We start from the raw sequence: 23520 nt of genomic DNA on the forward strand, positions 1-23520 counted from the left end.
GCTCTGAATGTTTCAATTAAACAAGTACGGACTGAAAACAGTGAAGCGAAAGCTAAACTGTTTTTTTGTTGGGTTTATTACTTTTTTCACTGTAGGTTATGACTTTAATGCACTACGTGGTATGACTTTTCTCCTGTGATATGTATATTGTTTACAAGAGGAAAAGTAATTAATAGAAAGAAAATATGGAAAATTTTCAATATATGACTTATATTGTAAAATAGATGTTTAGTGCTATTTTCCTATTTTTGTATATTGTGCATGCTGCATCACGGCTTGCTTCCTGCCAGACATAAAAATTGATATAGATTGGGGAAAAGAGAAGATGAAAGCGATAATCCGTTTTAGCATGAGAAATGGAGTGGCGTTATTTTTAATGATTTTATTGATCATTGGGGGAGGAATCTATTCACTTAAACAAATCAATATTGAAAAATATCCGAATGTTGATATTCCATACATGACAGTTGCGGTTCCTTATCCGGGTGCATCACCTGAGCAAATAATGAAAGAAATCGGGGAGCCGGTGGAAAAGGAGCTTATGAATCTGGACGGAGTTGAAAACGTTTATACCGAAGGATATGCCAATGCCGTTTATTTTACTACGGAAAATGCCATGTCCGTTGATATGGAAGAACAAGAGAAGGCAGTACGTGCTGCAATTGATAAAGTAAAATTGCCTGAAGCAGCAGAAGATCCTGAAATCATTCTGCAAGGGCCTGATGGAGACCGTACCGTTTATACAATGGGTGTTTATGCGGAAAAATCAAATGAAGAATTACAGAATATTGTAAAAAATAAAATTGTCCCTGCGCTGGAATCCATCAATGGAGTGAGTGAGGTTGACGTAGGGGGCATTGAAGAAAAACAGATTTCTGTCCGCCTATTGCCCGAGGAATTAAAGAAAAAGGGACTAACCCTGGAGGATGTAAAAAATACAATCCAGGCAAATAATCTTTCTATCCCTACCGGCGATGTTTCTCTATCTGGCCAGGTACTCCCGATACGGGTAAGCAAGGATTTAACATCGATTGATGACTTAAAAAATATAACGGTTTTTACAAAAGGCAGTCCGGATGGAAACAATCCTAAGCCTGGAACAGTGAAGTTGAGTGAGATCGCCAAAATCATATATCAGGCAGAAAATAAGACTGATTTTACAAGGATTAATGGGGAGCCTGGCATCACGATTGGAATTATTCCTGATGGCGGCGAAAACGTAGTGGGGATTGTAGATGAAGCAAAGAAAACGATAAAAGGCTTGGATTTGCGCGAACAGCTTCAAGTGAAAACATTAAGGGACCAATCCATCGAGATAAAGGAATCGGTGCATGCCATGCTGAGGGAAGCTCTGCTTGGCGCATTGATGGCAGTCGTAGTTACTTTGTTGTTCCTCAGAAATATCAGATCCACGCTCATTTCGATTATTTCAATCCCGCTGTCCATTTTAGCATCTTTTACTGTTTTGAACCTGCTGGGGTACACATTGAATATGATGACCCTAGCCGGGATCGCGGTTGCAGTCGGGCGTGTCGTAGATGATTCGATTGTAGTAATAGAAAATGTTTTTAGAAGGGTGAGGGCTTCAAAGGAACGTTCGGAAAAGCTTGTTGAACAGTCAACGAGGGAAGTTGCATCCGCGATTACTTCTTCAACCATTACGACCGTTGCCGTCTTTTTGCCAATGGCTTTTGTACCTGGATTGATTGGCCGCTTTTTTGCACCATTGGCATGGACCGTTGTTATTTCCTTGATATTTTCCTTGGTGGTTGCTATCACAATAGTTCCGCTTTTATCCAGGATTTTCTTGCTTAACATCTCGCCAAAAGAGCACAAAGAGAATAAACTCCAAACCTTATACCGCAAAAGCTTGGGCTGGGCTCTCGGCCATCGTGCCATTTCCCTGATAGCAGCGGTTGTGATCCTGGCCGGTTCGATCGGGCTCATTGCGCCACGGCTTGGAACAACGTTTTTACCTCAGGATAAGGTCAGTAACTACGATGTAAGCATTACGATGGAAAAAGGGACCGCCCCTAAGCTAACAAGCGAGACGGCGTCCAAGGCTGAGCGAATTTTGCTGGATAATAAGAAAGTTAAGCAAGTGAATACCAGTGTTTATGGTGAGCATGAAAGTGCGTCGATTTCTTTTGAATTGAAGAAAAACGTCAGTGATCCAGACAATGTTATTAAAAACATCCGCTCTGACTTTAAACAGATAAAGGCTGCTAAAGAGATTTCCGTTACAGGTGTGGGCGGTGTAGCCGGCGGCGGGCAATCCCAATATGTGCTGATTGTGAAAGGGCCGGATTTTGATGATATTACAAAAGCGAGCAATGACATTGCAGCCGGGTTAAGGGATATTAAAGGCATGGCGGATATTCATACATCCTTAGAAGGGGATGAGCCTGAAATTGTAATGGAAATGGATGAAGATAAACTGGAAGAGCATGGCCTTATGCCTGCGATGGTAGGGAGCAGCTTCCGTGAATTGATCAGCGGGGATGTTGTGGCCACTATTAACATGGACGGCGATAAAAAAGATGTTAAGCTGCTGCTTAATATGGAGAGCGTTAGTTCATTAAAGGAGCTTGAAGAACAAGAGATTCCAAATATAGCGGGCATACCCGTCAAGTTAAAAGATATCGGAACGCTGAAAAATGCAGAAAACCGGACTATCATTACTCACTTGAACTCCAATGAATATGTAATGGTCACGGGTCAAATAACAGATAGCAAAACAGGAGAGATTACAAGCAAAGCTGATAAGCTTGTAAAAGATCTGGATTTGCCTAAAGGGGTCAGCTATTACAAAGAAGGTGCCTCCGCTGCGATGGAAGAGGGATTCACCAATATGGCGATCGCGATTGGAGTCAGTGTCCTTCTCGTATATATGGTCATGGTCATCGCGTTTGGTGAAGGGAAAGCACCATTCGTTATCTTGTTTGCCATTCCGTTCTCGATTATCGGGGCGCTTATCGGCCTCTTTATTGTAAAACAGCCGATTGGCATGCCTGCGATGATTGGGTTATTAATGTTAAACGGAATCGTTGTCACTAATGCGATTGTATTGATAGACCGCGTTAAACAAAATGAAAAGCTGGGTGTTGAAAAGCATGAGGCATTACTTGATGCAGGTGTGGTAAGATTAAGGCCGATATTGATGACGGCTATTGCCACTGTGGGCGCGCTCCTTCCAATGGCTTTGTCAAGCCATGCCGGCATTGTTTCCTCATCCCTTGCTGTGGTCGTAATTGGCGGGCTGACCACTTCAACATTATTGACACTTTTCATCGTTCCGGTGTTGTACAGCCTGTTCCATCCGGCCCGCGGCGTTAAAAATCAGCCGGTTCCAATACGGAATGCGGTTTGAAGGCTTCGAACATGGATTGGCTTTGAGAGCAATTTGAATGAAACTATAGGGAGGTGGACGGGATGTTATTAAAGAATGCGTTTTACTTGGATGAGAACCTGAATGCCGTCCAGGGGAATTTGGTAATTAAGGAAGGAAAAATAGTAATCGGTGAACATGCTGGCTATGATGAAAAAAACATTGAGACCGTGGACTGTGAGGGGTATATCATTATCCCGGGATTGTACAATTCCCATTTTCATGGGTACTCCCTCCTGGCGAAGGGTCTGGCGAAGGATATAAAAATACAGGATTGGTGTAATGATAGTCTTCAAGGGAAAATTCAAGCAGACTTTTTCGGCAAATTGGATCATCTGCCAAGCGATGAATACCGGACAGTATTGATGAAAGCATATGTTGAGATGATCAAGAAGGGAATCGTATTTGCCAGCGAGTCGGAACCGGGCAATTGGCCGGATGTCATTGCGGAAACCATGGAAAATGTGGGGCTGCGTGGTCTGGTGGATTCGCATGAAAAAATTGCTGATTTTTACGGCAAAGAAGTAGGCCGGGTTAGCTATGGAACCCATCTGCTTGAAGAGGAAGATATAACGGATGAAGCTTTATCAGACTGTGAAAGAATTAAGAAATCGTTTGATTCCATCCACTTGGCACATTGTATGGAAAACGGCTGGAGAAAAGATTTAATTTTTGCGAAGTATGGGAAATCTTCTGTGGCGTTGTACCAAGAACGGAATTTGCTCGATGATAAGACTGTTTTGTTCCATGGCGTTCATTTGAATGAGGATGATATTGGAAAATTGGCGGTTAAGGGTGCTTCGGTTGTCCATTGTCCGGTGTCAAACTTTTGGTCCGGGGCAGGGGTTGCACCTGTCGCCAAGATGCTGGATAAAGGCGTTAATGTATGCATTGGCACCGATTATGCAAGCGTAGATATTTGGGAGACCATGAAAGTTGCCTATTATTTACTGAAAAATAATCCATCTGCAAGCAGCTTTACCGCGGAGGATGTATTAAAAATGGCGACCCGGAATGGAGCCGGAGCATACCGTCAAAACTCCGCCGGCTCCATCCAGAACGGCTTTAGCGCTGACCTGGTTTTTATAAAAAAGGATCCTTTCATACCGGATATCCTTTCCGGCGGCTTTTCTACTGTCGTCCACAATCTGCTAATGGAAACACAAGAGGAGCAAATACACCACGTAATGATCGGCGGCAAATGGATCATGTTTAACAGAAAAATCCTAACTGTTGATGAAGAAAAACTAAACACTGACTATCTGCGGATAGTTGACAAAATCTATAAATAGGAATCATATATAGGGGACAGTCCCCCACTGCGCTAACGAGGCGTTGCAGTGGGGGACTGTCCCCCCTTTTGCAGAATATTGTGTTATTATATTTATAGACAACGATTTCTTAGACAAGGGCGTGGGAAAGTATGAGTTCGCTTGAATCTGTTTCTAAATATCTTATCAACAATGCAGCATCACTGGCTGCTGAAATTATAGACTATAATATTACTAAATTGGATTTTACAGTTCCTGATGAAGTCGTAAACAAAGCTATCAATGTCCATACTGAGTTTATAAAGTTGTTGGCCGAGGCTGTTACGAATGCAGATACTTCGATTGTCACCGAAGGGCTCATTGAATGGAGCAAACAGAATGGAGAACGGGAAGCATCGTTAATGGGGAAAATTTCAAGCCTGATTAAACCATATGCAGATACCCGGTTATTCTTTATTAACCAAATCACTAAAATCTCCATCGACCATGGACTTTCAACCGAAGAAGTGGTCATGATCAACAGCCGGGTCAATTATATGCTAGACATCAGTATGACTGAGACCATCCTTGCCTATGAGGAGTACACGGACAACATCATTAAAAAAAGGAGTACGGAGGCTAATGAATTATCAGCACCTGTCGTGCCAATCCAGGATGGAATGGCTGTTCTTCCGTTGATTGGATCCTTTGATTATGACAGAACCGAGCATTTATTAAACAAGGTCGTCCCGAAAATCAGTGAACTGAGGGTAGAATGTTTGATCATTGACTTTTCCGGAATTGTCACCATTGATATGGAGGTAGCCAATCATATATTCAATGTTAATAAAGTCCTTCGACTGCTGGGGATAAATGTAATTGCCACCGGAATCCGTCCTGATTTAGCAACAAAGGCGATTGGCGGTGGCATTGATTTTTCATCAATCAGAACATATGCAAATGTGAAGCAGGCAATAGAAAGCATTGGGTGAAACTATAATATTTGAATTGAAGCCGGTTTCATGGATATAAAATTGATAGGGGTAACGGAGCAAAATTTTCTTTCAGGTAATCAATTTGAAGTTGGATGAGCAACAGGAAAAGCACTTTCAAATTTATGAACGCTGGATGGGCTCCAATGCATTTTTCCTTGCGGCCTGCCAGACCTTCGGCTTCATTTTAAAAGCAATCTATGATGGGGATGGGCTTATTGGCTTCACTTCCTATGGATTTAGAAAAGAAACAAATCGATATCAATTGATCAGCATCATGATCGGGCACCGGTTTCAGGGCAAAGGCTATGGAGTTCCCAGCTTAAAAGCTGTGATCGATGAAATGGTTCAAAAGTGTGGATACAGAGGAATTTACTTATCAGTGATTCACGATAATGAACGGGCCATCCGAATTTATGAAAAGCTGGGATTTAAATCAACATTTGGCTACCAACACTTCTAAAGAAAAAGGTTTTTGGATATAGTCGTCTCCGCCCATATTCATTGCCATCACAATATCCATATTTCCGGTGCGTGAAGAACTGGTAAATTAATATCAAGCAGCAAAATATGAGGTTTTTCCGTTACTACTTGCCGGTCAACATTCTCGAAATCATCAGCAAGGATAGGATGAAAACCCCACTTACTCAAATAATCTTCAATCAATTCCAATCTTTTGGTCATATTCAATTACCAATACTTTGTACATAGCACTACACCTGTTTTTACTCGAAGTATACAAAATCAACCAAATTTTTTACAGGATCTGTTGAGTTAAAAGAAAGTGAAAGTGAATTTAACCTTAAATTATGAGAGTTTAGGTGTTTCATATAGAATTTTTACTTGAGTCGATTGGCGGCTCTTTTTTTCTTTTTCTGTTTAAGGTTTGACTGGGCCGATAGCCTCCCCGCCGGGGATTAGCTGAAATGTGATCGGGTATATAATGGTTGTACGATGACCAACCATGACCCCACTAGGAGTGATAGCCTTGTCAATTTCAAAAACCACAAAAGAGGTGGAAAACGGACGGCCAGATGAAGTCACGCTTGGCCAGTATTTGTTTGACTGCCTAAAAAGCGAGGAAATTCATGAAGTTTTCGGGGTACCGGGAGATTATAACTTTACCCTGCTGGATACGCTTGAAAAATACGAAGGGATTCAATTTATAAATGGGCGAAATGAGCTGAATGCAGGTTATGCAGCTGATGCATATGCCCGTTTAAAGGGGATGGGCGCGCTTATTACGACTTTTGGCGTAGGGGAAATGAGCGCATGCAATGTGATTGCGGGTGCCTACAGTGAAAGTGTGCCTCTTATCCATATTGTAGGATCCCCAAAGTCAAAGGAACAAAAGGAAAAGAAGCTGCTGCACCATACCTTGATGGATGGGGATTATGATGTTTTCCGGAAAGTGTATGGGAACATTACCGGCTACACAGCGATATTGACGCCGGAAAACGCGGAGCTTGAAATCCCGGCAGCAATCAGGATTGCGAAGGAAAAGAAAAAGCCGGTGTATTTGTCAGTCGCCATTGACCTCGTTATGAAACCAATTTTAAGGCACAACATACAGTCGTCCGATGAAAAGATAACAAAAGAAACTTCGTTGCGGGCAGCCATTGCCCATGCGAAAGAAATGTTTGAAACTGCCCGAAGCGCTGTTGTTCTAGTAGATATGCTGGCAGTTCGCTACGGCCTTCAAGACGCTGTCATGCGTCTTGCCGAGGAAATGAATGTACCGGTTGCATCCATGATGCAAGGGAAAGGCGGATTTGACGAGAGTCATCCCAATTATATCGGGACATATGGAGGCCCGTTTGGGAGTGAAAGGGTGTGTGATATCGTTGAAGGAGCCGATTGCGTTATTATCGCAGGGCATGTAAAATCCGATGTGAACCTGGTAAAGTATACGGCAAAGCTGAATCCTTTGAAAACTGTGGATATTCAGCCTGAATTCGTTAGAGTCGGGGCTGCCGAATATGTGAATATTATGGCGGAGGATATGCTGTTTGCTCTGAGGAAAATCGGCTACCTGCAGCCGGAGGCCCCTGTCTGCAACAGGTTTCCATATGATGTTGCCAGCGGCGAACCGGAGCAGCCGATTGCTGCCGCAACTTATTATCCCCGTATTCAACAAATGTTGAAAGAAAAGGATATCGTTATAGCGGAAACAGGTACGATTTCTTATGGGATGTCACAAGTTCGACTGCCAAAGGGGGCAAAGTACATCGCTCAAGGAGGATGGCAGAGCATCGGGTATGGGGTTCCGGCGGCGTTCGGTGCATGTCTGGCGGATAAGAACCGACGCGTATTGCTTTTTACCGGCGAAGGCTCGCTTCAGTTAACAGTACAGGAGATTAGTTCGATGCTGGACTACGAATGCAAACCGATCATTTTCATTCTCAACAACCAGGGATACACGATTGAAAAATATTTGAATGTAAAAAGTGAAAATCAAAAATATAATCAGATTCCCGATTGGAAGTATACACAATTGGAGGAGGTTTTTGGCGGCGATGCTTTCACGGCGAAGGTGCGTACAAACCTTGAATTGGATGACGCGATAAAACGGGCAGAGAGTGAGAGCAAGGGAAAGTTGTCCATCATCGAGATGATCGTCCAAGATTCAATGGATGCGCCTGAGTATCTCAAACGGATGTGGGATTATCTGGTCGAGCAGGAGCAGCATCAGAATTGACTGTACCTTGTTGGAACATCTTGCTTATCTACAAAAAAGTGCAAGGCGCTGTCTCATAAGTGGACTTTCGACTTTGAGACAGCTTTACGATGTTTACCTTTTCAAAAATAAACTGCTTTAGCACTTTAGCGGCTTGGGGGACTGACCCCCAAGCCTTTAAAGCGCTAAAGTGCAATTCCCCTTTTTGGCACAACCCTGACAGGTTATGGTTTTCATGGGATTTAGTAAAATCAAGCAAGCTTTTTAATCTCGTGGCGTTTTTCGATTCGTTTATCAATTTTTTCTAATTCCTGTTTATCATTTAGTAATTCCTTTTTATTTTCTTGGACCAATTCTTCTAATGATTTTGTTAAGCGGCGACGCATACTACTAGCACTCCTTTAGTTTTGAGATAAGATATCAGAAAATATTATATATTTTAAATAATATGATATCCAGCGGAAAGTGCCGTCATTAAATTTGACAGTTTCATGACAATTTGTGACTGTCGTCCATGGCGCTGGCCAAATCATAGTTTTCCAATTCGATTTCCACGTTCCAACCAAGTGCAAGTTTTGCCAGTTGATCTCCCAAGTACGGGCCCATCGTCAAACCAGAAGCACCCAATCCATTTGCAACCAAAATTCCTTTCCATCCGGGTACAGGCCCGATGACAGGGAGAAATCCGGGTGTGTAAGGGCGAAAGCCGGCCCTGGCTTCTATAAAGGTGCTGCCCGATAAGCCAGGGGCAGTTTCAAGTGCTTTATTGAATACTTCATGCAAGCCGCCGGCCGTAATCCGGGTGTCGAACCCGTCTATTTTATTTTCATGGGTTGTGCCGATTACCACCCTCTGGTCTGCAAAAGACAGGAGATATTGGTCACTGGGGGGCATTACAACCGGCCACTTGCTTGTATCAGTCTCCGGCAATTGTAAATGAACAATTTGCCCTTTTTGGACACTGACTTTAAAGTCAATACCCAATGGATGCAGCAATTGATTTGCCCATACACCTGCACAAACGATTACTTTATGGCCGGCAAAAGATTCACCGGCTACAGATACACCTGTTACACGATTGCCGTTAAATAGCAGAGTGGCGTCTCCATAAAGTAGGGTGGCACCATGTTTTTGAGCCGCCCGCAATAAAGAATCCCGTAGAGCGCGCCCATCGACCCGCGCGGCCCCGCTTATATGGACAGAAGCATAGCCTTCAGCCAAAGGAGGAAAACTCGACTTCGTTTTTTCCGGGCTGTACCGGCGGATGTTGCCGATTTCCGGTGCTTCCACCTTACGGGTTTTTGCGCGTTTTTCCATGGCAATAAGTTTTTTTTCATCTGTATGTATGCTAATTGCGCCCACCGGGGCATAACCGGTTTGTGTTTCTCCATCCGCTTCAAGTTCCTCTATCAAGCCTGGATAAAAGCGTGCTCCCGCTTTTGCCAGCTTGTACCAAGCCTGGTTGCGCCGTTGGGATAACCAGGGGCAAACGATCCCTGCCGCTGCATCAGTGGCCCTTCCATTATCTTTTCGGTCAATAATGAGAACTTCAGCCCCTTTTTTTACAAGCTGATAAGCAGTTGAGGCTCCCAGGATACCTGCTCCTACAATAATAAATTTTTTCAAACCTTTGCATCCTTTCATAAACAGTGTCTTTAACATGAAATTAGATCCAAATGAAACCATAAAATGGGCAGTATGATAGATATAAAGGAAGTATGTCACTAAAATGCGGGCAATGTCAAAACCACCATGGATTTCGGGGAGGGATATAAAGTATATGAGTACATAAGGGATGTAGATGTTAAAACGATTTGGAAATCATAAAAATACACACTGCAAATGCTCAACGATGCATTCCGGAAAAATATATATTGACCGAAATTAGAAAAACTCGCCGATTGGCGAGCCATGGAAAGGCGGAGACACAGGCGCAGGACGGGCCCACAAAATGTGGGTCACACAGATGAAGATAAAAGGGAGTGGCGCACTTAGTTTATGTGTTGTTATATTCAGCGTGAAACGTATTATAGCTTCCTGCCTCCAATCCCCCAATACTAAACCTAAGCCCGATGTTCATTCCAACTAAAGCTGTGGACAAAGATATTCTTGGCTGTTCATGCCTATCAGCATGGCTGAAATCATCCAAAAACAAATATATTATTCTGTGGTTCAACTTACACAGTTACTGATTAACATCCCGTACAGAGATAGACTTTGTTCTTATTATGAATAAAGCCAATAAAAGACAGAAGCTGATGCCAATATAGGATATGCCTCCGAAAAAGCCCATCGTTCTAGGGTGGATATATTCAGTGGCGACCCCTGCCATAAACATGGATCCACCATGAATCGTGTTAGAAATCGCTTCTGTAAAACCAAACAGTTTTCCTTGGTGCTCCTCAGGTGTTTCTTTCATGAGCACTGTGTCAAAGCAAGCATTCCCGATACCGGACATAAAAGCGGCGGAAATAAAGATAAGAACGGCCAGTAAAAGAACCTCAATCCTGCTTTGCAGCACAACAAATATGCCTTCTGCCATTAAACAGGCAATGCCAAGCAGGAGAAGATGTTTTTTTAACCGTTTCGCTACAAAAAAACTGAGCATCAGCCCGATTCCTAACGCCCCGTAAAACATTCCGACTCCGATTTCACCCAGTTCATAAATCTTGACGGCATAAACACTAATAAGTACATTATCGATTCCATTTACGCAAGCTACAAAAGCCTGGCACAGAAGAATGATTTGTAATGGAACGGAAGCCAGCAAGATCTTGCTAATGGATGAAAGTTGAGTTTTTTCTTTATTGCCATTATGGGCCGTTTTATCCTCGGCCGGAAATTCAATGTTGGCAATGATTAAAGCCGCAACCAGAAAAGAGAATGCATTGAACCAGAAAGTAAATTGGGGACCGAAGATATATGATACGATCCCGCCTGAAAAGGCTCCCCCAATAAGCACGACTCCAAGCATTACTTGTTCCAGGCTGTTTACCTTTAGCAGACTCGCTTTATTCTCAATGATCTTTATAATGGATGATTTGCGGGCAGGTGCATATATGGCCTCACCCGCCGCCATAACAAAAGAAGTAACATAAACAACCCAGACATCTTCTTTTCCGTCCACAACTAGAAGGGAAAGTGCAAACAGGATTCTGGACAAATCTGTGATGATTAAGATACGTTTTCTTGAAAAACGGTCTGCAAGCATCCCGCCCAGCGGCCCGAACACCACAAAAGGGACCAGCCTGATTGCTAAGGTTAACCCGACTGCGAAACCGGATCCCGTCAGTTGAAGCAGCATGGTTAAAATTGCCACTGAACTAAAACGGTCCCCGATCCCATTTATTACACCGGCAAAGAAGAGCCTTCCGTACTTCTTTTCTTCCCTCAATATTTCCACTCCCAAATCTCCCCTCTTTTTTAATGTCTATCTAATTTGAAATTCATCTAATCAGTTGATTAAAAAAATATGAAGTTCATCATATTTTTTAAAAATTACCTTAACCACCAAAGCTCCTCAGGGTTCAACTCATATTCATTATTTTCCCTATACATGAATTGGCACATGATGAGCTCCCGCCGCAACGTCGCATAATCATCATGAAATCTTGTTAAATATTCATTTACCTCTTTCTCGGGATAAACTTTACCAAACTCTAAAGCTTTAATCATATGTGCAAGCACAACCAGCTTCTTTTTCCGCTGGGCCGGCAAGGATTTTAGTTTTCCTTCCTTTGTGAAAAAGTTGTTGATAATGTCCGCTCTTTCTTCCTGGGAAACAATCATCTCATTTGTCGTTCCTTTGCCGACAGAAAGGATGGCTGAGGCACTTGATTCCAATATTTTTGTATTAAGCGAAAAATAAATCGTATTCTTTTCCCGGCGTTCTTTAATCAATCCAACATCACGCAATTTGGAAATGTGATGGGTGATTGTAGGTGCCTTAAGACCTAGCTTCCCTGCAATCGCCTGGCCATGAAGAGGCCCGTGCTGCAATAAGGCGATGATCCGGATGCGTGTCAGGTCGCCCAATGCCTTGTGAAACTCGACGATTTTGTTTAGCTGCATAAAGAAATCCCCTTGGTTTTATATTTATCTAATTTGATATTAATCTAATTAATGTATTGAAGCAAACTGTTTTTTATTATGAGCGGGAGAAAGGACTGCTGAAGCAACGGACAAATGTAGACTTCAACCTTCCGCTCATTTCCCTTTGGGAGCCTTTCACCCTAAAATCAATAGCTGTTCCGGTATGTTTTTGATTTTTACCTGGATTGATTCGATGAGTTCTTTCATTTTTACATTAATCATTGTCGCCTTACTCATGTGAAAAAGAAAATCGGGAACAAAAAGATTATTAGGGAATCAATCTCGACATTTACCGAGGGGAAATCCTGGGACTGCTTGGGCCAAATGAGGCCGGGAAAACGACAACGATCCGAATGATTGTCGGGCGGAGCTCGATCACGGAAGTGAAATAAAAGCAGATACGATAACAAGATGTTCACTCGTTGGACAAGGAAATCACTATTATAATAATGGGATGGGCGATAAAATCAGCATATCTATCGAGATTGATATGATTGCGGATAAGGGCTAGTTTTCTTGTTCTTCCAACCGTGTTTTTCCTCTATTAATAGACAGCTCTAACAAGCAAAGAGTTTCTTTTGCCATGTTTCTTGAGACCGAGTCATGAACCTTAATTAAATGCAGTTTAATCCGATAAAGAAAGGGAGATTAAACAGCAAAAGGAGATAGACCGTTGGGGATTAAGGAATTAATTTTAAAAATAAATCAATCTGTTGAGGAACTTGACTTGGTAACAACGAGAAAGTATATTGAAGAAAATTTAGAGGTACTGAATGGTAACAAGAACCTTCTGAAGGGAAACGCCCGGGAGTTGCTGGTGTTTTTGACAAACAGGCTGGAATCGGGTTATGAACCTCTCACAAGAGGGGAAATGGCTACCGTCAGTGCCATTAATTCCTTCGCTTCCAAATTTGATGTAAGGTCCATCAAGGTAACGATCAAAGACAAGGAGCAGCTTTTCCTGCGGAAAGATTTTATAGATCACTTGAATGCTGATGCGAAGATCATTCTGGAAGGGATGGGAGCGATCCAAAAAGGATAAGCTTTTAATCCTAAAGGACAGGAATACTGTAAAATATTCCTGTCCTTATTTTATTGGCAAGCTTTGTATGTACAGAAACACCTCTATTTAAGGAGGCGGGACCAATTCTGTTCGCTTACTTCGGTTTCTGCAAATTCGAGGGTGGTTCTATATGGAGAAAAATTGACATGCCGGTTCACTGCAAAAATATTTTCCGATGCGACAAGGAATGGCAAGCGCTTCATTGTATAAATATGTGGCAATCTGTTTAGCTATCATGATTAATTGGTCGGCAGCCATTCAGTTCAGAATATGGCATCCAGGTATGGAGGCGGCAAAAAAAGAACCTGCGGAAAATGGATTCGGCAGGCTTTGTTTTAAGTATTGTTCACATATTGCTCAATAACCTTTTTAAAATTCTTTCATAATCATCCCGATCAATGCCGGGGGCAAACTGCTCCGGCTTCTCCTCGAAGTCAGGGATAGGTGCTCCTTCCGGTATTTCGTCAACTACCCGTAATTGCTCACCGGTTTCAGGGTTCTTGCCTTTCCATATCATCCTGATATCTCGATATTCCGGCTCATCCCATGTATAAAGTATATTGTGCAGGCCTTGATCCATATATTTTTTTGCAGCATCAAATTTATAATTGTCCAAACTTGGGACGGGCAGCATCTTGCCTACTTCAACCCCTGTTGCGACCTCAAGTGCTTTGGCATAAGCAAGAATATGCGTGCCTCCGCGAACGAGAAGAAACCCGCACAGTTCCCTTGCAGTAGGGTGATCTGTCATTTCATAAATCCGCATTTTATGGGTCCGTGCACCAATTTCTAACATGTAATTATACAAAAGATCCTCAACTAGAACGCCTGTGTTGGTTACATATTCGCCGTTCCATGGCCTTCCCATTGAATCACCCGGATAAGCTGTTTGTGCCTGTAATGTATAGTACAATGAATACCTTGCATCCTTACCCTCCTGCAAAGGTGCCGCGTCCGGATCTGCCGGATAGGTATTTCCGAAGGTCAGAAGGTTAATGGTATTGGATACAAGCTCTACATGGGCAAACTCTTCTGCGGATATGCTCGCAATTAAATCATGGAAAGGCTTTAATTTTTTCTTTCCGCGAAAGTTAAAGGATTGGAACATATAATTATTCAATGTGGACATTTCGCCAAATTTGCCGCCTAATAAATCCTGTACCGCAGATGCAGCGTTCGGATCTCCATGTTCAGGCCGAGGAAGAGCGACTTGAAGCCTATTTATGCGTTTAATCATAATAATCCCCCCAATCATATTAGGATTTCGTCTACATCAATGCATATGTCGGGGGAAGTTTGTATTATTCCATTTTATATGAGGGATTCGGAACCACCCAAATAATTTCCTTTGTCCGGATAAAAAAGTTATTGCCGCCCATTTCCACAACGATATGGTCAGGCATGACATTTTTCAGGATCCCCCTGACCGAAAACTTTGTCGTTTGCACGGCCACTTGATTTCCAACAACTGAAGATAATGTTTGATAAACGTATGGATCCTCCAGCTTCCATTCAATCTCTTCCATATCATCCGCTCCCTTATGATCATTTTTCACTGTGCATTATATGAGGAAGGGGTTGAAATGGGTATTTGTCTAGGAACGAATTTTTGGTATTGCTTTTATTAACGATGTCAAAAGGAACCATGGAGAAAGCTTTAAACCTATAACAGGGTGGTGGAAACCTCGTGGTTCCGGGCTCTAGTAACTCGTCCGAAAATTTGAGAGGATGATAGGCTACAATCAAGAAAATCATCGGGGGAATAATCTTTGCGAAGAGTTTCACTGGAATGCCCGAAATGCAAACAACACCATACTTACGATCTTATTCCGGATTTGCCTGCTATTCCGGAAATTCAATTGTCGGACAGTGATACTGAATCATCGTTCAAACAAACGATAGGAAATGCTAAATATCATTGTACGGATTGCGGCTACACATGGAAAAAGTATCGGGGCAAAAAGCCTTATGGCCGGATTAAGGTGAATCATGCCTACACCGGAATTCCCAGGGCCATATTTCACAGTAAAGGCGGATTTGGAATCATTACTGGTTGAACGTAGCGGTATTAAGCAGATGGGGTCGGAGGAGAGGAGTTTAACTGCTAAACCTTGTACGGAGGCTGAAATAGAATGGTTCCGTTCTGAGCTGTATAAAGCTGATTTTAGTAAACTGGGCAGAGGAATACATTCTTCCGGCCTGTGATGGAACACATTGGACCGTTCTAATAGAATTTGACACCCACTGTGAAATCAAACAAGGCAGCAATTACTTCCCGCCTAAATGGAAAAAATTCTGCAAAGCCATCTTCGCCATCAGCGACGGAGAATTTTACTGATCGAGGTCTACTGATGTTGGTCCCCCCCAGCGAGGTAATGCGGTAACACGGCGGGGGACTGACCCCGCTTGACATATTTTATGGAATATTTTAGCATTATTTATAATTCATTCGATGAAAATCGAATGAATTATAAAATTCGTTTTTAATAGAACAGGAGGGGGAGAGCGGTTGACATATTCAGTTAAGGTGGAATATTCACCTGCTTATGAATTGGTCATGAGCTTTTATGCTTTTGTGTATTTTAAAAAGTTGAAGCCGTTGAGCCTGGGCAAAGATTGGTACGAGGAAACGAAAGCTTCTCTTCCGAAAAAGACGGCTTCCGAACTGGAGGATGAGAGATGGGGAGTGCTGCACCGGATGGTTTTATTGATTTCCCAGAGTCCGGGCAAGGCTACGGTACCCGAATTTTTAAAGTGGCTGGAACATGTTCCGGATGGGGAAGTGTTTGAAAGGCTCTCTCCATGGGTGGAATCCATTCCGTCAAATATAGGGGAAATTAAAAAGAAAGTTTTATTTTTTTTAAATGAGTGGCATGAATTCTATTTTCAACATTTTAGCAAGGATATAGTGGGGGATTTGGAGAAGAAGGCGCAGATTATTGCCAGTCTGGCAGAAACGACGGAACCGATAGATTTAATCGAGCAGGTAACGAACGGAATTCGGGTTGAGCCGACGGAATCTTTAAAACAGGTCTATTTGCTGCCCCAGTACCATTGCAGCCCCCATGTGATTCATGATTATTTTCATGGGATGGCGACATACTTGTTTTCCTATACCGCAGCACAACAGGATAAAACAATCAATCTCGATAATATTTCAAGCCTGGCTCATGCACTCTCGGATATTAACAGGCTCAAAATCCTGCAGTTATTGGCGGTTAAAAAAAGGGACCTAACTGAAATCCATGGCCATTTAGGTATTGCAAAAAGTACAGTACACCACCATTTAACGATCTTAAGCAGGGCTGGAATTATCAGAAGGCATTATATGGGCAACACCACCATCTCCTTTTATAGCCTTAGGCCTTTCTTTATTGCGTCATTAACCAATGAACTTAATCGCCTGGTGACAGGAGGTTAGTAAAATGAAGAAGCAGAAGCCGCTTTTCTTTTCCCGAATTAATTATCACCCGATTGTTTATATTCTCCTCATCGGCACGATGCTTGTCTCGCTAACGACCTCCATGAGCGTGCCATTTCTGGCTGTGTATCTGGATAATCATTCAGGACTTGGTTATTCTGTGATCGGAATCATCATCGGTGCGGCACCCTTGGCCGCAACATTTGGAGGCTTCCTGGGAGGCGTTCTATCAGACTTATTCGGCAGAAAAAAATTGATGCTTATCTCCCTTGTGTTCCTCGCCATCACCTATTTTTTTATCACCGAAACAGGAAATCCCTATTTACTTACGGCTATTAGCATCTTCCGCGGACTGTCAGCAGCCTTTTTTGGAACGGTATCTAAAACATTAATGGGCGATGTAATTCCGCCTGAGAAGAGATACCGAGTTTTTTCGTTAAAATATTTTTCTACAAACCTAGGGTATGCTGTCGGACCTGTGGCTGGAGTTTATTTTGGGATAGATGGAAGTTCGGTCGCCTTTCCATTGACTGGTTTTGCCTGTCTGCTCTATGCCATCGTGCTCTTTGCCGGGTTTATGTACAAAAAGTCGGTAAACTTTGAAGAAGAGCCTGGAAATAAGGTGGAAAAAGCCACGCTTGGAAACGCTCTGCATACGATTAAGTCAGACAGGGCCTTGCTGTTTTTTATAATAGGCGGTATTATCCTGACGGCCGTTCACGGACAGATGTCTGTATATGTTTCGCAATATTTAAATAGAAACTTCCGGGACGGAATCGAATTTTTCAGTTATCTATTAAGCATCCATGGCCTCACCATCGTTATATTGCAATTACCTTTAACAAGAATGTTTGAAAAGTATAAAGGAATACCCACAATTACGGCCGGTGCGTTGCTTCTGGCGCTTGGCGAAGTAGGTTTTGGTTTTTCAGAGACAAAACTGTTTCTGATTATTTCAATGGTCATCTTTACTATCGGTGAAATATTCATCATTCCCTCTGAATATGCCGTTATTGACAGCATCACTCCAGAACAAACCCGGGGAACTTACTATGGGACACAGGAGCTTACCCAAGTCGGAAGTTTCTTAGGGCCGTGGTTTGCCGGCACAGTCTTTTCCCAGTTAGGCGCGAAACCCATGTTTGTATGTATGGCAATCTTGGCTGTTGTGAGCATCTTATTTTACATGGAGGGGATGGATCGGTATAAGAAGCAGCACGACAATGATTATGGCCTTCGGAATCAGGCAATTGAAAAAGCGTGATGACAGAAGGGGAAAACATGGGCTGTGCGGAATATATGTCGTGAAGAATTATTGTTGAACAAACAAGGGGGAGTTTACTATGAAAATAGTGATTGTTGCTTTTGATAATTTTACAGATATTGATGTGTTTTCCGTGGGATATACTGAATCGGGTAAGGTTGGTTAGCGGGAAACAGGAGTGGGAAGTGAAAATCATTGGAACGAAGAGCAGCCATACTTCAATTGCTGGATTAGAAATACCCGTGAGCGGGAACCTGGAGGAAATCGAAGAAGCAGACGCCGTGATTTTTTCCAGTGGCCGGGGTACAGCAACTGATAAGGGATCAAGAATACTTGTCCCGAATAAAATTTAATTCAAGCCAATTGATCGGTTCGATGTGTTCAGGAGCTCTGTTGCTTGGTACAGTCGGGATATTGAAAGAAAAGATGGCCACAGCATATCCTATGGTAGTGAAGCAATTGGCGGGTTATGGAGTTGAATCGTAAACGAAAGCTTTGTGCTTGAAGGCCGCATCGCCACTACAGCCGGTTGCCTGGCAGCCCGGGATCTGATCTCCTGGTTGATTAAAGAATTAGCAGGACAGGAAGTGGCGGATTTGGTTTTTGATTATGAAATGAAGGTATTGGATCAGTAAATCTATAAAACATAACCATTTGGCCGCAATGGTTATCCGGGAGTGACCAAAATGTCGGTTAAATGGATGAAACGCAGGAAGGCTCATCTCGCATAACTCTGCTTAATGGACCAAAACTGGGTGGGTTTTATAAAAATTTCACCTATATTGCAAAAAAATCAATATAGAATGCATGGATTGAAAATAATTCCAGAAATTCACTGAGTATGGCATATTTTTGACACTAATGAGATGATTAGAGAAGTTTATCATGTTAGTATGAAGGGCAGAGATGGCCTGCATGCTAATAAATCAAGTTTTGCAATTTTTACCCTGTGCAGGCAACGCAGCGCTTAAATATTGGAGGTTGAATGAATGAACCGACAGAAAAAGTTGGGATTGCTGGTGGACGTTGAAACCACCGGATTAGGTCCGGCTACTGACGAAATCATTGAACTGGCTGTTAAATTATTTTCCTTTCAAGAAGATACAGGAGAGGTTATAGAGATTATCGAGGAAGATTCTTTTTTGAGAGAACCCTTGTCGGACACGGCGAAAAGAAACTATCCAAATGCCTATCGGGTTCATGGAATACCCTATGAAACAGTGGAAGGCAAGACCTTCCTGGATGATAGAATTAAAGCTTATTTTAATCAGACGGATGCTGTTTTTGCACATAATGCTTCTTTTGACCGCAGTTTTCTCTATTATATGTATCCGGAAATAAATGATGCAAAATGGTATTGCACGATGAGGAATGTACCCTGGAAAAACTACGGATTTGCTGACAGCAAGCTGCTGACGCTCCTTAAGGCGCATAATATAACAAGTTATCAATCACACAGGGCGATGGATGATATTACATACTTGATGGAACTGCTAAGGAAAAATAATCCCGACGGTGACACATATCTCAAACAAGTGGTTTCTTACGGTCATATGAGAAGATACCAGCCTGCAGCTGCAAAGAGGGGAAACTGGGCGAAAAGAAAAGCATAATTTATGGGATCAATTCCCCATCGCTTTAAAGCAGTGGGGGACTAATCCCATTTTCATACTGCATTCCCTTCTGAAGGAATCGGGTGTTCTTTCAGCAATCTGGCAAAATGTATTAAATTATAGGCCATTATTTTTGCATGCTGCATTGTGAAATCATTTTCTTGGCCATTTGCTTCAATATAGGAAGGGCGGGGTCCTGCCTCTCCCACCCAATAGGTATCGACATTTGGAGGGATTGTAAATCCAATATGGGATAAAGCATAGATAATGGATCGGGACACATGTTTTGCCCCCATCCTCGTTCCCGGTGACGACCACGCCGCCTACTTTGTTATAGTGAATATATTGGCCTTTCTCATTAGTAAGGCTGCTGCCTCCATATAGCCTTTCTATCGTCAATGTAGCCAAGCTGCTTTGTTCAGAATATCTGCAGCTTTCACTTTCTCGAAGATTTTCGGCCATTCATCTTTTTAGCTAACCGCTTCTGATGTAATTCCGTAATCGATCGTATAGTCTGCCATTGTTAAAATCTCGGTCACTACATCATTCTTTTCGAAAACTGACCACTTCATTGATAAGCGCACGGGTATTAGAAGTCTGCGTGCTATCTTACAAAGTGCAATTGAGCACAAGAGCATGAATCGTCATAAAACCGTCACTCCTTTTTAAGACATCACACTTTATGTTCCCTCTGGGTATATCTAAAAACATGTAAAAGGGGCCTGACCCTTCATCGCTTTAAAGCGGTGGGGGTCTGACCCCTTTTTACTATGTCTATGATACTTTCATCTCTGCTTCTTCTGATACTCCAGCCTCACTGCCCAAATGGCTGAGGGCAATTCCGATTCCTGTGCCAAAAAAGGCCGGTACAATCCATTGAAGGCCTACTGAGGAAAGCGGCAAGAAATCTCTCATCGTTTGCAAGGACCCTAAGTCTAGGCCAAACGCGGCCAACCCATCAATTACGGCGAAAACTCCTGTAAATAACATGGCACTGCCGTAAACCTTTTTCGAATTCCTAAAGAACCGGTTGAAGAACGTTAAAGCGATCAGCACGATTGTTAATGGATAAGCCGTAACCAGGAAAGGTACAGAAACTTTCAGGATTTGAGCCAACCCTAAGTTCGATAGAGTAAAGCCTACAAGAGTTACAGCTAAAACTACTGCTTTGTAGCTGGCTTTCGGGATAAGATTTGAAAAATATTGGCCGCAGGCAGTAGTTAGACCGACAACAGTGGTGAAACAGGCTAACGTGAAGATGAAACCCAGCAGCGTTTTACCGCTTTGTCCTAATAATAGTGTGGATGCGGCGGACAGGATATCTGTCCCGTTTTCGAAGGAACCGGCAGCCGCCATTTTTCCGCCGATTAGACCGAGGCTGATATAAACCAATGATAACAACACACCGGCAATCAATCCGGCTTTCAGTGTATAATTTGTCAACTGCTTTCTGTCACGCACGCCTCTTTGTTGAATGGATGTCAGGATGACGATTCCAAACGCCAAAGCCGCCAGTGCATCCATCGTGTTATATCCTTCAATGAATCCTTTGGAGAATGCCCCGGTTTCATATGCTGCAGAAGGTTCTTGTAAAGGAGCGTCCAATTTTACAAAACCGACTGCACACAGGACAACCATTGCCAACAGAAGGGCCGGTGTGATCCATCGTCCCATATACTTCTCCATTTTGGCTGGATTTAAACTGATTACATAGGCAAGGCTGAAGAATATGGCTGTGAAAATCAATAAATAGAGAGATGAACTTTGCGTTTTGTCAAGAAAAGGGTCTATTCCCATTTCAAAAGCCACATTGGCATTGCGCGGGATTGCTAAAAATGGACCAATGCTTAAATAGATGACGACCATGAATGTTGTACTAAATACCGGATGAACCCGATTCCCAATCGTCTGGACGCCGCCTTTTACAAGTGATACGGCATACAATACGGCAAATGGCAGCCCGACCCCGGTCAGGATGAACCCAGACATCGCAAGCCAGTAAGATGTGCCCGATTCCGCCCCCAAGAATGGCGGGAAAATAAGATTTCCTGCTCCGAAAAACATCGAAAATAACATGAAACCAATAAATAAGGTGTCTAATTTCTTCATTGCAATTTCTCCTTTATTGTTATTTCAAAATAGAAAAACCCGTCCCTATATCCAGGGACGAGTTGCGCTCGCGTTACCACCCTTATTCCGTATCTTTCACTTAAAAAAGAACGGCTCTCAGTCAACGTACCATCATACGTGCTCCAAGGTAACGGCGGAAAACCCGTCAAAGCTTACTTAATTCAGCTTTACATCTCAGAGATGATCTTCGGATGGTCCTTGGACACCGGCTTCCACCTAACTCCGGTTCTCTGTTGAACAAGGCTTCCATCTTACTCTTCTCGTCATTGATTTTTTAATATAAAAGTAATTTACCAGAGCGGAAATGTTATGTCAATATATTTTGATAGTTTGAATAATTCCACTTTTTCTTTATAAAAGGAAAAAATGACCAAAAAGTGCTTGGAAAACAGATCTAGAAAAATCTCATTTTTGAAAGACTGTGGGCGAAATGAGAAACAATTAGGTAAATGGCTGAGCCAAAATACTAAACTTTGTTATAATTAGAAAGGGAACCCGGAATGTGTTGCTGTTAAAAAGTAGCTTATTTCCGATTGAAACGTATGAAATAGCACTAGTAAGCTGGTGCAGGAAGGAAATAGCGTGGTCAATTTAAACCCGTTTGTTCCCCGAGCAACTATCTGCCCAGTTGTTTATACATTAGAGGCCTAAATAGTAACTCGTTATTCCTTGGTTATGAGCAGTCAAATGTGGATTCCCAGTTGGATGGTTTCGAAAAACTGCTGAAGCTTGCCCTGCAAATAGAAGAAAATTATTGGGTATGATGGCGGGAATGATTAAGAAGGATGGGTTTTTATGTATTTAACAATAAAAGAAACAGCAGAATATTTATCGCTGACTGAGGCGCATATCGAGAGCCTGATACAACAGAAGCGGATCCGGACGATTCATGATGGCGAACAGTTTTTAGTCTATAAGGAACAGTTTAATAACCATTTTGAACAGCTCGAAAAGTATAAACGACAACTTGCTGACGAACAGAGCGAACCGATTCCTGAAGATCCCGATGTGAAGGATGAAGACTAGAAGCGTGAAGTGGCAATAATAACCGGATGCATTGATAAGAGGTCCGAAAGAACTTAACTATGTAATATTTTGAAATAGTGTGGGGGACTGCCCCCTTTTCCCGGAGTCCCCCTTTACCCCTATCCGTTGTACAAAGACTGAATCTCTTTCAAATCGTATAAAAGCTGCTGTATCTCATGCTGGGTTAGCCTGAGCGGCATTTGATCGTACAGGGTGATGATTTGCCCGTCTTGATCATCCTGGTGCTTCTTCAAATATTCATATAAACTTGCCAGCTGATTTTGATTAATCACTGATTGTGTATGGAATTCTTTAACTTTTTGTATCGCAAACTCATTTGTATACCCATCAAATTCCCCGGACAAAATGTTTCCTTCCAAATAATACATCAAGCATCACTCCTTTTGTGTTATTTTCCCTTAAAATCGGGTAAATATTTCAAAATGGAAAATTTTGAATGGGGGGTCAGTCCCCCGCTGTACTAACGCTTTAAAGTGTTGGGGGACTGCCCCCCCACTGGTTTAACGCTTTACCGTGCCGGCGTACTGACCCTCGTTATGACCGTTATTATTACAATATAGTAAAACACTGATAAGGAATTGTA

The 23520-nt window shown here is 42.5% G+C and carries 20 protein-coding genes, 3 pseudogenes and 1 other annotated feature; of the genes and pseudogenes, 13 read left to right on the forward strand and 10 right to left on the reverse strand.

Going from position 1 to position 23520, the window contains the following annotated elements; all coding sequences use genetic code 11:
- Nucleotides 1-325 precede the first annotated feature (325 nt).
- The 4 genes from D0466_RS12800 to D0466_RS12815 all read left to right on the forward strand — a co-directional run bounded on the left by D0466_RS12800 (nucleotide 326) and on the right by D0466_RS12815 (nucleotide 6093).
- On the forward strand, nucleotides 326-3370 hold the full coding sequence (locus D0466_RS12800) for an efflux RND transporter permease subunit (protein ID WP_117322959.1): 3045 nt from the start codon (nucleotides 326-328) through the stop codon (nucleotides 3368-3370).
- Nucleotides 3371-3432: 62 nt separating this feature from the next.
- Entirely contained in the window at nucleotides 3433-4680 is a 1248-nt protein-coding gene (locus D0466_RS12805; RefSeq protein WP_117322960.1) for an amidohydrolase family protein, read from the forward strand.
- A 131-nt stretch (nucleotides 4681-4811) separates the two neighbouring features.
- Nucleotides 4812-5630 carry an STAS domain-containing protein gene (locus tag D0466_RS12810; RefSeq protein ID WP_117322961.1) on the forward strand — a complete coding sequence of 273 codons (819 nt, stop codon included), beginning with the start codon at nucleotides 4812-4814 and terminating at the stop codon, nucleotides 5628-5630.
- Nucleotides 5631-5715: 85 nt separating this feature from the next.
- Nucleotides 5716-6093: a GNAT family N-acetyltransferase gene (locus tag D0466_RS12815; RefSeq protein ID WP_325048721.1), complete on the forward strand. Its 378-nt coding sequence runs from the start codon at nucleotides 5716-5718 to the stop codon at nucleotides 6091-6093.
- Between the two features lie 47 nt (nucleotides 6094-6140).
- Here the strand turns inward: D0466_RS12815 and D0466_RS12820 are convergent, their stop codons facing one another.
- On the reverse strand, nucleotides 6141-6314 hold the full coding sequence (locus D0466_RS12820) for a response regulator (RefSeq protein ID WP_117322962.1): 174 nt from the start codon (nucleotides 6312-6314) through the stop codon (nucleotides 6141-6143).
- Between the two features lie 304 nt (nucleotides 6315-6618).
- Here D0466_RS12820 and D0466_RS12825 point away from each other — a divergent pair, with 304 nt between their 5' ends.
- Complete coding sequence (locus D0466_RS12825) at nucleotides 6619-8328, forward strand: alpha-keto acid decarboxylase family protein (protein ID WP_407675635.1); 1710 nt, start codon at nucleotides 6619-6621, stop codon at nucleotides 8326-8328.
- A 230-nt stretch (nucleotides 8329-8558) separates the two neighbouring features.
- Here D0466_RS12825 and D0466_RS12830 read toward each other — a convergent pair whose 3' ends face one another.
- The 4 genes from D0466_RS12830 to D0466_RS12845 all read right to left on the reverse strand — a co-directional run bounded on the left by D0466_RS12830 (nucleotide 8559) and on the right by D0466_RS12845 (nucleotide 12378).
- Complete coding sequence (locus D0466_RS12830) at nucleotides 8559-8693, reverse strand: FbpB family small basic protein (protein ID WP_117322964.1); 135 nt, start codon at nucleotides 8691-8693, stop codon at nucleotides 8559-8561.
- A gap of 103 nt (nucleotides 8694-8796) precedes the next feature.
- A complete protein-coding gene (locus D0466_RS12835) occupies nucleotides 8797-9933 on the reverse strand; it encodes an NAD(P)/FAD-dependent oxidoreductase (protein WP_117322965.1) in 1137 nt (378 codons plus the stop codon).
- 559 nt (nucleotides 9934-10492) lie between these two features.
- Entirely contained in the window at nucleotides 10493-11710 is a 1218-nt protein-coding gene (locus D0466_RS12840; protein WP_233522637.1) for an MFS transporter, read from the reverse strand.
- A 95-nt stretch (nucleotides 11711-11805) separates the two neighbouring features.
- Entirely contained in the window at nucleotides 11806-12378 is a 573-nt protein-coding gene (locus tag D0466_RS12845; protein ID WP_117322967.1) for a DUF2087 domain-containing protein, read from the reverse strand.
- Nucleotides 12379-12612: 234 nt separating this feature from the next.
- Between D0466_RS12845 and D0466_RS23630 the strand changes: the two are divergent.
- A pseudogene (locus D0466_RS23630) lies at nucleotides 12613-12779 on the forward strand (ATP-binding cassette domain-containing protein); the annotation flags it as partial.
- A 293-nt stretch (nucleotides 12780-13072) separates the two neighbouring features.
- Entirely contained in the window at nucleotides 13073-13441 is a 369-nt protein-coding gene (locus D0466_RS12855; RefSeq protein ID WP_117322968.1) for a hypothetical protein, read from the forward strand.
- 367 nt (nucleotides 13442-13808) lie between these two features.
- On the opposite strand, the gene D0466_RS12860 is transcribed toward D0466_RS12855, so the two are convergent.
- Nucleotides 13809-14699, reverse strand: coding sequence for a manganese catalase family protein (locus tag D0466_RS12860; protein WP_117322969.1), 891 nt, complete (start codon nucleotides 14697-14699; stop codon nucleotides 13809-13811).
- A 64-nt stretch (nucleotides 14700-14763) separates the two neighbouring features.
- The gene (locus tag D0466_RS12865) at nucleotides 14764-15018 is read right to left on the reverse strand and encodes a YuzF family protein (RefSeq protein WP_325048722.1); all 255 of its coding nucleotides are present in this window, start codon (nucleotides 15016-15018) and stop codon (nucleotides 14764-14766) included.
- A gap of 213 nt (nucleotides 15019-15231) precedes the next feature.
- Here D0466_RS12865 and D0466_RS12870 point away from each other — a divergent pair, with 213 nt between their 5' ends.
- From D0466_RS12870 to D0466_RS12890, 5 genes and pseudogenes are all read left to right on the forward strand, one after another.
- Entirely contained in the window at nucleotides 15232-15519 is a 288-nt protein-coding gene (locus D0466_RS12870; RefSeq protein WP_117322971.1) for a hypothetical protein, read from the forward strand.
- Between the two features lie 452 nt (nucleotides 15520-15971).
- Nucleotides 15972-16883 carry an ArsR/SmtB family transcription factor gene (locus D0466_RS12875; RefSeq protein ID WP_117322972.1) on the forward strand — a complete coding sequence of 304 codons (912 nt, stop codon included), beginning with the start codon at nucleotides 15972-15974 and terminating at the stop codon, nucleotides 16881-16883.
- Nucleotides 16884-16887: 4 nt separating this feature from the next.
- Nucleotides 16888-18147, forward strand: coding sequence for an MDR family MFS transporter (locus tag D0466_RS12880; RefSeq protein ID WP_117322973.1), 1260 nt, complete (start codon nucleotides 16888-16890; stop codon nucleotides 18145-18147).
- Nucleotides 18148-18226: 79 nt separating this feature from the next.
- Nucleotides 18227-18782 (forward strand): annotated as a pseudogene (locus tag D0466_RS23480) (DJ-1/PfpI family protein).
- Between the two features lie 354 nt (nucleotides 18783-19136).
- Entirely contained in the window at nucleotides 19137-19760 is a 624-nt protein-coding gene (locus D0466_RS12890) for an exonuclease domain-containing protein (protein ID WP_117322974.1), read from the forward strand.
- Between the two features lie 53 nt (nucleotides 19761-19813).
- On the opposite strand, the pseudogene D0466_RS12895 reads toward D0466_RS12890, so the two are convergent.
- A pseudogene (locus D0466_RS12895) lies at nucleotides 19814-20408 on the reverse strand (flavodoxin family protein).
- 126 nt (nucleotides 20409-20534) lie between these two features.
- On the reverse strand, nucleotides 20535-21869 hold the full coding sequence (brnQ, locus tag D0466_RS12900; protein ID WP_117322975.1) for a branched-chain amino acid transport system II carrier protein: 1335 nt from the start codon (nucleotides 21867-21869) through the stop codon (nucleotides 20535-20537).
- Between the two features lie 50 nt (nucleotides 21870-21919).
- Nucleotides 21920-22166 (reverse strand) — a binding site (T-box leader).
- 519 nt (nucleotides 22167-22685) lie between these two features.
- On the opposite strand from brnQ, the gene D0466_RS12905 reads away from it, so the two are divergent.
- Nucleotides 22686-22916, forward strand: coding sequence for an excisionase family DNA-binding protein (locus D0466_RS12905; RefSeq protein WP_117322976.1), 231 nt, complete (start codon nucleotides 22686-22688; stop codon nucleotides 22914-22916).
- Between the two features lie 119 nt (nucleotides 22917-23035).
- Here the strand turns inward: D0466_RS12905 and D0466_RS12910 are convergent, their stop codons facing one another.
- Nucleotides 23036-23305 (reverse strand): hypothetical protein, encoded by a 270-nt coding sequence (locus D0466_RS12910; RefSeq protein ID WP_117322977.1) that lies wholly within the window; start codon nucleotides 23303-23305, stop codon nucleotides 23036-23038.
- Between the last annotated feature and the right edge of the window lie 215 nt (nucleotides 23306-23520).

This window comes from Peribacillus glennii (assembly GCF_003429105.1).
Classification (GTDB): domain Bacteria; phylum Bacillota; class Bacilli; order Bacillales; family DSM-1321; genus Peribacillus; species Peribacillus glennii.